At 63.3% G+C, this 12,540-nt stretch carries 10 protein-coding genes; 9 read left to right on the top strand and 1 reads right to left on the bottom strand.

Annotated features, from left to right (window positions below; genetic code table 11):
* Position 1 precedes the first annotated feature (1 nt).
* The 6 genes from AC0NIL_RS26870 to AC0NIL_RS26845 all read left to right on the top strand — a co-directional run bounded on the left by AC0NIL_RS26870 (position 2) and on the right by AC0NIL_RS26845 (position 7,104).
* The gene (locus AC0NIL_RS26870; protein ID WP_275953863.1) at positions 2-949 is read left to right on the top strand and encodes a 3-hydroxyacyl-CoA dehydrogenase; all 948 of its coding nucleotides are present in this window, start codon (positions 2-4) and stop codon (positions 947-949) included.
* Positions 946-1,908 carry a 3,5-dioxohexanoate:acetyl-CoA acetone transferase gene (kce, locus tag AC0NIL_RS26865; RefSeq protein ID WP_013533047.1) on the top strand — a complete coding sequence of 321 codons (963 nt, stop codon included), beginning with the start codon at positions 946-948 and terminating at the stop codon, positions 1,906-1,908. The genes AC0NIL_RS26870 and kce overlap by 4 nt, the downstream gene beginning before the upstream one ends.
* 46 nt (positions 1,909-1,954) lie before the next feature.
* On the top strand, positions 1,955-2,833 hold the full coding sequence (locus AC0NIL_RS26860) for an SMP-30/gluconolactonase/LRE family protein (protein ID WP_013533046.1): 879 nt from the start codon (positions 1,955-1,957) through the stop codon (positions 2,831-2,833).
* A gap of 189 nt (positions 2,834-3,022) precedes the next feature.
* Positions 3,023-3,679, top strand: a complete 657-nt coding sequence (locus AC0NIL_RS26855) for a GntR family transcriptional regulator (protein ID WP_063167528.1) — start codon at positions 3,023-3,025, stop codon at positions 3,677-3,679.
* A gap of 75 nt (positions 3,680-3,754) precedes the next feature.
* The gene (locus AC0NIL_RS26850; protein WP_024502478.1) at positions 3,755-4,549 is read left to right on the top strand and encodes a DeoR/GlpR family DNA-binding transcription regulator; all 795 of its coding nucleotides are present in this window, start codon (positions 3,755-3,757) and stop codon (positions 4,547-4,549) included.
* 77 nt (positions 4,550-4,626) lie between these two features.
* The gene (locus tag AC0NIL_RS26845) at positions 4,627-7,104 is read left to right on the top strand and encodes a GcvT family protein (protein WP_473572770.1); all 2,478 of its coding nucleotides are present in this window, start codon (positions 4,627-4,629) and stop codon (positions 7,102-7,104) included.
* Here the strand turns inward: AC0NIL_RS26845 and AC0NIL_RS26840 are convergent.
* Entirely contained in the window at positions 7,101-7,970 is an 870-nt protein-coding gene (locus tag AC0NIL_RS26840; RefSeq protein ID WP_013533042.1) for a LysR substrate-binding domain-containing protein, read from the bottom strand. The genes AC0NIL_RS26845 and AC0NIL_RS26840 overlap by 4 nt on opposite strands.
* A 155-nt stretch (positions 7,971-8,125) precedes the next feature.
* Between AC0NIL_RS26840 and AC0NIL_RS26835 the strand changes: the two genes are divergently transcribed.
* From AC0NIL_RS26835 to phnA, 3 genes are all read left to right on the top strand, one after another.
* Positions 8,126-9,826 carry a Na/Pi cotransporter family protein gene (locus AC0NIL_RS26835; protein WP_473572769.1) on the top strand — a complete coding sequence of 567 codons (1,701 nt, stop codon included), beginning with the start codon at positions 8,126-8,128 and terminating at the stop codon, positions 9,824-9,826.
* 125 nt (positions 9,827-9,951) lie between these two features.
* Positions 9,952-11,151 carry a 2-aminoethylphosphonate--pyruvate transaminase gene (locus AC0NIL_RS26830; protein ID WP_027163932.1) on the top strand — a complete coding sequence of 400 codons (1,200 nt, stop codon included), beginning with the start codon at positions 9,952-9,954 and terminating at the stop codon, positions 11,149-11,151.
* A 24-nt stretch (positions 11,152-11,175) separates the two neighbouring features.
* Positions 11,176-12,432 (top strand): phosphonoacetate hydrolase, encoded by a 1,257-nt coding sequence (gene phnA, locus AC0NIL_RS26825; RefSeq protein WP_473572768.1) that lies wholly within the window; start codon positions 11,176-11,178, stop codon positions 12,430-12,432.
* Positions 12,433-12,540 lie beyond the last annotated feature (108 nt).

Genomic DNA, 12,540 nt, shown 5'->3' with positions numbered 1-12,540 from the left:
CATGGCCAATGTCGCGATCGTCGGAAGCGGGTTCATCGGGCGGGCCTGGGCGATCAGCTTCGCCCGCGCCGGCCATGACGTGCGGATGTGGGACCAGTCGCCCACTGCCACAGGTGGAGCCCGCGACTACATTGCCGGCGTGCTCGGCGATCTCGCCGCGAACGATCTTCTGCGGGGACAGCAAGCCGGTGAGGTTCTTGACCGTATCTCCGTTGTCGCCGAGCTTGAAGAGGCGTTGGCAGGTGCCGTGCATATCCAGGAGAACACGCCCGAGAATCTCGAGGTGAAGCGCAAGGTGTTCTCCTTGATCGACACGCTTGCCGATCCGCGAACAGTCATCGCCAGTTCCACCTCGGCGCTGTTGCCGTCGAAATTCACCGACCATCTGCAAGGGCGGCAGCGCTGCCTGGTCGTGCATCCGATCAACCCGCCCTATCTCATTCCGGCGGCCGAAATCGTGCCGGCGCCGTGGACCTCGGCCGAGACGGTCGAGAGAACCCGCGCCTTCCTCGTCGACGCCGGCCACGCGCCACTGGTCATGCAGCACGAGCTTGACGGCTTCATCATGAATCGCCTGCAAGGCGCATTGCTTGAGGAAGCTTTCCGGCTTGTCGCCGATGGCTACGCCAGTGTCGAGGATGTCGACGTCGGCATCCGCGACGGGCTGGCGCTGCGCTGGTCGTTCATGGGGCCGTTCGAGACCATCGATCTCAATGCACCCGGCGGCGTGCGCGACTATGTCGAGCGCTATCAGGGCATCTATTCCAACATCTTTCCCCAGACGCAGCGGCGCGTCGACTGGGCCGGCAAGGTCATCGACACGGTCGAGGCTGATCGCCGCAAGCGACTGCCACAGCAAAGCCTAGGCGACCGGCAGGTGTGGCGTGACCGCCGGCTCATGGCGCTCGCCGCCCACAAGAGAAAATCGGATCAGGAGTTTGGAGAATGACGCAAACCAGTCGCAAGCCGGGACCTGCACGGACCAGGGGCAAGGTCATCATCACCTGCGCGGTGACGGGCGCCATCCACACGCCGACCATGTCGCCCTATCTGCCGATCACGCCCGACCAGATCGCTTCGGAGGCGATCGCGGCGGCGGAAGCCGGTGCCGCGATCCTGCATCTGCATGCCCGCGATCCGGAAACCGGCAAGCCCGACCAGACGCCGGAGGCCTTCGCCCGCTTCCTGCCGCGCGTCAAGCAAGGCACCAACGCCGCCATCAACATCACCACCGGTGGCAGTCCCTACATGAAGGTCGAGGAGCGCGTGCGCCCGGCCGCCCAGTTCAAGCCGGAAGTCGCCTCGCTCAACATGGGCTCGATCAATTTCGGGCTCTATCACCTGGCCGACAAATACGAGACCTTCAAGTTCGATTGGGAAAAGCCGCATCTGGAAGCGACGCGCGACCTCGTCTTCCGCAACTCATTCAAGGACATCGAGTACATTCTGGCGACCTGCTACGACAACGGCACGCGCTTCGAGTTCGAGTGCTACGACATCGCCCATCTGTACAACCTTTCCCACTTCGCCGACCGTGGGCTGGTGAAGCCGCCTTTCTTCGTGCAGTCGGTGTTCGGGCTGCTCGGCGGCATCGGCACGCATCCAGAAGACGTCGCCCATATGAAGCGCACTGCCGACCGGCTGTTCGGCGACCAGTTCCGGTGGTCGGTGCTGGGCGCCGGCGCCAGCCAACTGCGCATCGCCGCGCAATCGGCGGCCCTTGGCGGCAACATCCGCGTCGGGCTGGAGGACAGTCTGTGGGCGGGCAAGGGAAAGCTTGCCAAATCGAACGCCGAGCAGGTCTTGCTGGCCCGCAAGATCATCGAAGGGCTCGGCATGGAGGTGGCGACGCCCGACGAGGCACGCGAAATCCTGTCATTGAAAGGCGGGGACAAGGTCGCTTTCTGAGGCGGCCCGAGCAATCGCCGCGAGACGCAAAACGGAGGAGGACGGCATGAAGATCGAAGTCGTGGTGGACGTGAAGACCACACTGGGCGAAGGACCGCTGTGGGACGTCGAACAGGAACGACTCTACTGGATCGACAGCTTCGACGGGCGCGTGTTTCGGGCGACCGCCGACGGGCGCGAGATCCGGTCATGGGACGTGCCGATGAAGATCGGCTCAATGGCGCTGCGCAAGGATGGCGGCGGCGCTGTCGTCTCGCTGCAGCGCGGCTTCCATCTGCTCGATTTCGCCACCGGCGAGGTGACGCTGATCCACGATCCCGAGCCGGACAAGCCGATGAACCGGCTCAACGACGGCAAGGTCGACCGGCGCGGCCGTTTCTTCGCCGGCTCCATGGATACGATGGAAGAGGGGCCGTCCGGCGGTCTCTACAGGCTCGATCCGGATTTTTCCGTCACCCGGATCGATTCCGGCATCATCTGCTCCAACGGTCCATGCTGGAGCCCCGACGACCGCACCTTCTATTTCGCCGATACCTGGACCGGCGAGATATGGGCCTACGACTACGATATCGCCACCGGTGCCGCCACCAACAGGCGTACCTTCGTGCGCGTCGACACCAGCCGAGGCGGTGCGGCGGACGGCTCGACCGTCGATGCCGAGGGCTATCTCTGGAATGCGCTGGTCTATGACGGAAGGCTGGTGCGCTACGCGCCCGATGGCAGCATCGATCGCATCATCGACATGCCGGTCAAGAAGATCACCAGCGTCATGTTCGGCGGACCGAAGCTCGACACCCTCTACGTCACCTCGATGGCCAAGCCGCCGCTGCCGCGTTTTCCCGGCGACGGCGTTTTGCGCGGCAGCCTGTTCGCCATATCAGGCCTTGGCGTTAGGGGCGTCGCGGAACCGCGCTTCGGCGGCTGACGCCAGGCAAGCGAAGCGCCGGTAAAATACGCAGATCAGGCCTTGGCGCAGGAATTCGGGCAAGTCTGGCAATTGATGCCGAACGTGTGCATATACAGGCATACATATATCCATGCAGAGGGGTTTCCGTTAGGCTGAGCGCCCCGCGTCAAACGGGAGCATCGATTGCCAGGATTTGCGGAAAGCGTGATGCAGGGGCCGCGAACCGTGGCCGAACAGGTCGCCAATGTCCTGCGCGAAGCGATTGCCAGTGGCACCATCAAGGCGGGCACTTCGCTGCGCCAGGACGAATTGGCCGAGCAGTTTGGCTTCAGCCGCATGCCAATTCGTGACGCCCTTCGCCAATTGGAAGCCGAAGGCATTGTTTCCATCCATCCGACAAAAGGCGCGCAGGTCGCCCGGATGGACAGCGCCGAGATCAGTGAAATCTATGCACTGCGCGAATTGCTCGAATGCGAGGCGTTGCGGCTTTCGCTTCCCAATCTCGCCGGTGACAGGCTCGACGAGGCGGAACAGGTTCTCGATCAGATCGACGCGGAGCGCAATGTCGGCCGATGGGGCGCGCTGAACCGTGCCTTTCATCTGGCTCTCTACGATGCCTGCGGCAACAATCGATTGCTGGCCTTAATCGAGGCGCACCACAATGCCGCCGATCGCTACGTCCGCATCCTGCTGTCGAACCTGGACTATCGCAGCCGCTCGCAGACGGAGCACCGCGATCTGCTGGCCGCCTGCCGGCGGCGCGACGGCGACAGGGCCATAGGCATTCTGAGGCAGCATCTTCGCGAGGGAAGCGAGACGCTGGTCAGCGCGATCAGGGAAGATGGCCTGTCGCGAAAATCCTGACGACATGGCTTGAGTTGCCTCTGCGCACGATCACTGCCACATATTGCAACATCGCTACTCGATCCGAGGATCATCATGTCCCCCGACAGCAGCCTGCCGGCGCGCGCCCTTGCTCCACGTCGCCACGAAGAGATCCTGCGGCGGCTGGGCGCCCAGGGGTCTGTCAGTGTCGCCGAACTGGCCGGGTTCTTCGATGTCTCGCGCGAAACCATCCGCCGTGATTTGAAGCTGCTGTCGGATAAGGGACGGCTCGGCATCGTCCATGGCGGCGCCGCCCGCTTCGAGCCGAGCGAACCGGCAATGAGCTTGCGCAGCCACGAAAATGCCGGAGGCAAGGCCGCGATCGGCAGGCTGGCCGCCGGTCTTGTAAAGGACGGCATGGTGGTGTTCCTCGATTCCGGCACCACCACATTGGCCGTCGCACAAGCCATGGCCGACCTGCGCGATCTCACCATCTGCACGGCGAGCCTGAAGATCGCGCTTCTGCTGTGCCACGTCTCAGGCATGCGCGTGCATGTGCTGGGTGGCGAAGTCGATCCCGGCGAGGAAGCAGCCTCCGGCATCGACATGCTCGAAGCCATGTCGCGCTTTCGCGTCGACATCGCGTTCCTCGGTGGTGGCGCGCTGTCGCCCGACGGCGAAGTGACCGATTTCACCCGCGCCGGCGCCGAACAGCGCAGCCGCATGATCGCGCTTGCCGCCAAAACCTACTTCGTTCTCGACAGCAGCAAGTTCGCAAAGCTGACGCCGCTCAGGATTCCGAATTTTCAACGCGCCGCCGGCGTGATCGTCGACGCGAAACCGCAGGCTGACATCGCTGAAGCGCTTGCGCGCAAAGGGCCTGAGCTGATGATTGCCTCTTTGATGTGATATTTTGTGGTATTTTGTGTTGATATTTGGAATTCGGCTGCTATGATCCAACCGGTGTCAAAACGGCAGGATGTCCCATGGCAAACGAATTCCCCACGCAAGCGCGCGTCGTCATCGTCGGCGGCGGTATCATTGGCTGCTCGGTCGCCTATCATCTGACGAAGCTCGGTTGGACCGATGTCGTGCTGCTCGAACAGGGGCAACTCAGCGGTGGCACCACCTGGCACGCCGCAGGGCTTGTCGGCCAGTTGCGCAGTCATTCCAACATGACCAGCCTGATCAAATACTCCACGCAGCTCTATGGCGAGCTGGAGGCCGAGACCGGGCTCGCCACCGGTTGGAAGAATTGTGGCTCGCTGTCGGTGGCGCGGACCGCCGACCGCATGACGGTGCTGAAGCGCACGGCCGCATCGGCACGCGCCCAAGGCGTCGAGATCGACGTGATTTCGCCGAAGGAGGCGGCCGATCTATGGCCGGTCATGGCGACCGACGATCTGGTCGGCGCCGTCTGGCTGCCGGGCGACGGCAAGGCCAATCCGACCGATCTCACGCAATCGCTGGCCAAGGGTGCGCGCAATCGCGGCGCGAAAATTTTCGAGCGGGTCAAGGTCGCCGGCATCAGCGTGAAGAACGGCGTCGCCTGCGGTATCGAGACGGACCGCGGCAACATTGCCGCCGAGATCGTCGTCAATTGCGCCGGCCAGTGGGCGCGCAAGGTCGGGCTGATGTGCGGCGTCTCGGTGCCGCTGCATTCGGCCGAGCACATGTACATCGTTACCGGCAGGATCGAGGGCGTGCATCCGGACCTGCCGGTCATGCGCGACCCCGACGGGTTCATCTATTTCAAGGAAGAGGTCGGCGGCCTGGTCATGGGTGGCTTTGAGCCGCACGCCAAGCCGTGGGGCATGAATGGCATTCCCGAAAATTTCGAGTTCGCGCTGTTGCCGGACGATTGGGATCAGTTCGAGATTTTGATGGAAAACGCGCTGGTCCGCGTGCCGCAATTGGCCGAGGCCGAGGTCAAGAAATTCTACAACGGTCCCGAAAGCTTCACGCCGGACAACAATTTTCTCCTCGGCGAGGCGCCGGAACTGAAGAATTTCTATGTCGGCGCCGGCTTCAACTCCATGGGCATCGCCAGCGCCGGCGGCGCGGGCAGGGCGCTGGCGGAATGGATCGTCAACAGCGCGCCGACCATGGATTTGTGGCCGGTCGACATCAGGCGTTTCGCCTCCTTCAACAACAATCCGCGCTGGCTGCATGACCGTGTCAAGGAAACGCTCGGCTTGCATTACGCCATGCCGTGGCCGAACCGTGAACTGGACACGGCGCGGCCGTTCCGCCGCTCGCCGCTCTACGACCGGCTCGCCGCCAAAGGTGCCTGCTTCGGTTCCAAGATGGGCTGGGAGCGCGCCAACTGGTTCGCGGCACCGGGAGAGAAGACCGAGAACGACTATGCCTTCGGCCGCCAGAACTGGCACGAGGCGGTCAAGCGCGAAATGAAGGCGACACGCGAAGCCGTCGCCGTCTTCGACCAGACCTCTTTCGCCAACCTCCTCGTGCAGGGCCGCGATGCCTGCGCCGTGCTCAACTGGATCTGCGCCGGAAATATCGACGTACCGGACAGTACGTCTGTTTACACGGGCGTGCTCAATGCACGCGGTGGCTATGAGAGCGATCTCACCGTTATGCGACTCGGCGCGGAGAAATTCCTCATCGTCACCGGGTCCGCACAAGCTGTCCACGATGCCGACTGGATCGTCAAAAACATTCCGTCCGATGCACATGCAATCGTGACCGACGTCACCTCGTCCTACGCGGTGCTGGCGTTGATGGGACCGCGATCACGCGATCTGCTGGGCAAACTCTCCTCGGCCGATCTTTCCAACGCCGGCTTTCCCTTCGCCACCATCCGCGAGATCGATATCGGCTATGCCACCGCCTATGCCAACCGTATGACCTATGTCGGCGAACTGGGCTGGGAACTGATCGTGCCGACAGAATTCGCCGTCGGCGTCTATGAGGCGTTGCATGAGGCGGGCCGTGAATTCGGTCTGCTGGACGCCGGTTACTACGCGCTCGATGCCTTGCGCATCGAAAAGGGTTTTCGCGCCTGGGGCAGGGAGTTGACGCCTGATATCGACCCCTGGCAGGCCGGGCTTGGCTTCGCCGTGGCGATGGACAAGCCAGGTGACTTTATCGGCCGCGACGCGCTGGTTGAGACGAAGCCATCGGCAGCACCGGCAAGACGCATCGTGCTGTTCACGCTCGATGATGCCGAGCCGATGCTGTGGGGCGGCGAACTGATCCTGCGCGACGGCAAGCCGGTCGGCGAAGTCCGCTCGGCCGCCTACGGCCACACGCTTGGCCGCTCGGTGGCGCTCGGCCTGATCGAGAACGAGGCGGGCGTCGACGCTGCATTTCTCACCGGTGGTCGTTTCGAGATCGACCTTGCCGGCGTTCGCCATGCCGCGACAGCACATCTGCGCAGCCCCTACGATCCGAAGTCGGAGCGGGTGAAGGCTGATGCGGTGGAGATCAGGGCCGCCGCTTAATCCGCCGACATCGAGCGCGCCATATCCAGGAAAGCCCGCACCAGTTTGCCGCCGCTGCGTTCACGCAGGCAGATCAACGCCTCGTCCATCAGGGTCTCGGGAGCATCGATGGTGATCGGCACCAGCCGCGAATCCTGGCCGAATTCGGCCGCCGAGACAAAGCCGATGCCGGCGCCCGAGGCGACGATCTCGCGGACGGCTTCGCGGCCCTCGGCTTCGATCGCCGGCCTCAATTCGATTTTCGAGGCGGCTGCGAGATCTTCGAGTTTCTGACGCGTCTTCGATCCACGCTCGCGCATGACCAGTGATTCCTGCGCGAGCTGCTTGAGGGTGAGCGACTTTTTCGCGGCCAGCGGGTGGTCGACGGATGCAAACGCGATGATCGGCGTCGAGTTGAGTTTCAGCACCTCGAAATCGCGCCCCGTCGGCACCTCGCCCAGCACGCCTATATCGGCATCGTAGCTGTAGAGGCTGCTGATCACCGTCTCGGTGTTGCCGGCGCGCACCGAAACCTGCACGCCGGGGTAGCGGGCCCGGAAGCTGCCGAGAATATGAAGCAGATGATGTGCGGCATCGGCGACGATGCGCAGCGTGCCGGAACGCAGGGCGCGGGACTCCGTCAGGAGTTCGAGCGCCTGTTGCTCCGTATCGAACATGCGGTGGGTTATTTCGAGCAATTTCTGGCCCGAATGGGTCAGCGTGACCTGCTTCTTGTTCCGGTTGAACAGCAGCACATCATACTCTTCCTCGAGCTTGCGCACCTGGTCCGAGATCGCCGGCTGGGTCAGGAAGAGCGCCTCGGCGGCGCGAGAAAAGCCACCGCAGATGGCCACCTGGTGAAAGGCTCGCAACTGGACGTAGCGCATCTCCCGTGCCTCCGACACTTCTGAAATCACCGACATCTTATCATAAGGATTGCTTAGGAAAAGATCGAAAGGAACGATTTGACTTATGTTTTGCCGACCCTCAGCCTGAGCATGGGTCGACATCCCTGCCGGCCGTTGGCACCGGAGGCGTCGCCATGCAATTTTCCATCATCCTGCTGCATCTGGCGGGTGCGGTCATGCTGCTGCTCTGGGCCGTGCATATGGTGCGCACGGGTGTCGAGCGGGCCTGCGGGCCCGCTTTGCGTGATGCCCTGAGGCAAGCCCGGGGTGAGCGGATCAGATCGGCCGGCGTCGGCACCGTGCTTGCCGTGCTGCTGCAGAGCTCGACCGCCGTCGCTATCCTGGCGGCCGGGTTTGCCGCCAGCGGCATGGTTTCGATGTCGGCCGGGCTGGCGATCCTGCTGGGCGCCGATCTCGGTTCCGCCCTGGTCGTGCAGGTGCTGTCGTTCGACCTCAGCTGGCTTGTGCCGGCGCTGATCCTGGTCGGCGGCGCGATGGCCCTGAAGTTCGAAGTGGCTGGCATCAGGCATAGCGGGCGAATCCTGATGGGGGTCGCCTTCGTCCTGTTGTCGCTGCATATGATCGGCGAGGCGACCGCACCGATGCGGCAGAGCACCTTGCTGCCACTGGTGATTTCCTATCTGCGCGCGGACTATTTCACCGCCTTTGCCGCCGCTGCCCTGTTCACATGGCTGATCCACTCCAGCGTCGCGGCGATCCTGCTGTTCGTCACGCTTGCCGCGCAAGGCGTCTTGCCGGTCGAAGTCGGTCTGTTCTTCATCCTCGGCGCCAATTGCGGCGGCGCGCTGATCGCGGTTTGGCTGACGCGCGGCGAAGCCGTCGAGGCGCGCCGTATCCCGCTCGGCAATCTGATCTTTCGCGGCACGGCGGCGCTGACGGCTTTGTTCGCGCTTCAGGCCGTGACCTTCCCGGCGCATCTGTTCGGCGCAACCGAAGGCCGCCAGCTGGTCAACCTGCACCTTGCCTTCAATCTGGTGCTGGTCATCTGCTGCTTGCCGTTCACCGGCATGATGGAGCGGCTGGTCGCCTTGTTGATCGCAGACAGGCCGGTGGCAAAGGCCGGAGAGGGTGGAGACCTGATGTCGCGCCGCACCAGCGCGCTCGACCGCACCGTCATGCGCACACCCGGTCTTGCGCTAGCCAGTGCCACCCGCGAGCTGCTGCGCATGGGCGAAGTCGTCGAGGTGATGCTGCGCCCAGTGATGGATTTCTTCGACGCCGGCACCGGCGACCAGATACGCCAGGCCCAAAAACTCGATGAGGAGGTCAACCGCGCCCATACCGAAATCAAGCTCTACATTGCCGAAGTCAATCGCGGCAGCATGAGCGTGGCCGAAGCGCAGCGCGGCATCGAGCTCACCGACTTCGCCATCAATCTCGAACGCGCCGGCGACATCGTCGCCAAGAACCTGCTCGTGCTCACCCAGGAGCTGCGTGACAAGAACCTGCGCTTCTCACGCGACGGCTGGAGCGAACTGGCCGGGCTTCACAACCGTGTCATGGCCAACATGCAGCTTGCACTCAATGTGCTGGTGTCGAGCGATCTCGATTCGGCGCGGCAACTCGTCGTCGAGAAGGAGCGGATGCGCAGACTGGAACGCACGAGCCACGACCGTCACCTCAAGCGCCTGCAATCGGGAATGCCGCAGAGCATCGACACCAGCGACATCCACCTGGAGGTCGTGCGGGCGCTGAAGGAGATCAACTCGCTGATGGCCTCGGTCGCTTATCCCTTGCTGACGCAGAGCGGTGATCTGCTGGAAAGCCGGCTGGCGAGAGGGGTTGCGGAAGTGAGGGCTCCTGCACTGGCCTGAGGACGGATTCCCGCCCGGCAGGTCATTACTAAAATCGATACATCGATACAAAATAACGATTTTACAAATAGATCATTCAGGCCAAGAATAAGGCCACATCGAACGCAGATCGAGCGGAGGACAACATGCTCGCCGAGACGAAATTTGCCGCGGAGCCGCTGGCCAGCCCGGCGCTGGGCGAGCCGTATCTTCTGACCCCGGGGCCGCTCACCACGGCCTATTCGGTCAAGCAGGCGATGTTGCGCGACTGGGGATCGTGGGACGGCGACTTCCGCGCCATGACATCGGATATGCGTCGCCGGCTGCTGGCGCTGACCGGGGACAGGAACGATGAGTTCGACTGCGTGCCGATGCAAGGCAGCGGTTCTTTCTGCGTCGAAGCGATGCTGGGGTCGTTCGTGCCCAGGGACGGCAAGGTTCTTGTGCTGGCCAACGGCGCCTACGGCCTGCGCGCCGCGCAGACCATGCAGTATCTCGGCCGCGCCTATACGCTGATCGACAAGGGCGACTATCTGCCCCCGCGCGGCGACGAGGTGGCAGCGGCCCTCGCGGCCGACCCTGATATCACCCATGTCATCGCCATCCATTGCGAGACCAGTTCCGGCATCCTCAACCCGGTCGCTGAAATTGCCGAAGCCGTCCATGCCAAGGGTCGCAAGCTGCTGGTCGATTCCATGAGTGCGTTCGGCGCCGTGGCGCTCGACGTCAACGAAATCCGCTATGAGGCGATGGTCTCGTCCGCCAACAAGTGCATCGAGGGCGTTCCGGGTTTTGGCTTCATCATCGCCCGCAAGAGCGAACTGGACGCCGCCAAAGGCAGGAGCCATTCGCTGTCGCTCGATGTCCACGCTCAGTGGGCGCACCTGAACAAGACCGGCCAGTGGCGCTACACGCCGCCGACGCATGTCGTGGCCGCCTTCCTCGAAGCACTGCGCCAGCATGAGGCCGAAGGCGGCGTCGCCGGCCGTGGCGCCCGCTATACGAGGAACCGCGACGTTATGGTGGCCGGCATGCGCGACCTCGGTTTCGAGACACTGCTCCGGGATCGCTGGCTGTCGCCGATCATCGTCACCTTCTTCAACCCGGCTCATGCCAGTTTCGCGTTCGACCGTTTCTACGACCTGATGAAGGACAAAGGCTTTATCATCTATCCGGGCAAGCTGACCGCCGTGGATTCGTTCCGCGTCGGCTGCATCGGCCAGATGGACGAACATGTCATGCGCCGCGTCGTCGAGGCGGCGGCGTTCTCGCTTCATGAAATGGGCGTCGACACCGCCGCCCCACCCGCCGCGGCACTTGCCGAACGCGCCAAACTCGCCGCCTGAAGCGGCCGACTTCGAGGATATCAGATGAACCAGATGTCTCCCATCAACGTCGCGGTCAACGGCCGCACCTATGCCTGGCCGCGCGTGCCGGCCATCGCCATCTGCCTTGATGGCTGCGAGCCCGCCTATCTCGACGAAGCGATAAAGGCCGGGCTGATGCCGGCTCTGGCCAGGATCAAGGAGAAGGGCACGGTGCGCTTTGCGCACTCTGTCATTCCGAGCTTCACCAACCCCAACAATCTGTCGATCGCCACCGGCCGGCCGCCGTCGGTGCATGGCATCTGCGGCAACTATCTCTATGAGCGCGAGACCGGCAAGGAAGTGATGATGAACGACCCGCGCTTCCTGCGCGCGCCGACCATCTTCCAGGCCTTCTACGATGCCGGCGCCAAGGTCGCCGTGGTCACCGCCAAGGACAAGCTGCGTGCCTTGCTTGGCAAGGGCCTCGCCTTCGATGAAGGCCGCGCGCTGTGCTTCTCGGCTGAAAAATCCGACACCACCAGCAAGGCCGAGCACGGCATCGACAATGCCTCGAAGCATTTCGGGCTGCCGGTGCCGGAGGTCTATTCGGCCGAACTGTCGGAATTCGTCTTCGCCGCCGGCGTCCAGCTGCTGAAGGAATTCCGCCCGGATATCATGTACCTGACGACCACCGACTATGTGCAGCACAAATATGCGCCGGGCGTGCCGCAGGCCAACGCCTTCTACGAGATGTTCGACAAATACCTGACCGAGCTCGATGCGCTGGGTGCTGCCATCGTCGTCACCGCCGACCACGGCATGAAGCCCAAGCACAAGGCCGACGGTTCGCCCGACGTCGTCTATGTCCAGGACCTGCTCGACGAGTGGCTGGGCAAGGACGCCGCCCGCGTCATCCTGCCGATCACCGACCCCTATGTCGTGCATCATGGCGCGCTGGGTTCCTTCGCCACCGCCTATCTGCCTGATGGCGCAGACCAGGCCGGCATCATGGCGCGGTTGGCCAAGATCGATGGCATCATGCTGGTCGTCGACAGCCCGACCGCCTGCGAGCGCTTCGAACTGCCGGCCGATCGCATCGGCGACATCGTGCTGATCTCGACCGAGAACAAGACGATCGGCACCTCGGAACATCGCCATGACCTGGCGGCTCTGAACGAGCCGCTACGGTCGCATGGCGGGCTGACCGAGCAGGAGGTGCCGTTCATCGTCAATCGTGTGCTGCCGGAATTGCCGAACGAACCTGTGTTGAGAAACTTCGACGCCTTCTACTACGCCACCATGGCGGCGGCGCTGGCTTGAGTCGAGCGTGATTGTCGACCCCCACTCCGCCGAGCTTCGCTCGGCACCTCTCCACCGATCGACGGGGGAGAGGAAAGGCGCCAGGGTTAGCCGCGGCTTAGCCTGGAA

The organism is Mesorhizobium sp. WSM1343 (assembly GCF_055901535.1).
The sequence above is the reverse complement of the archived record's forward strand: the minus strand, read 5'-3'. Positions and strand labels throughout refer to the sequence as shown.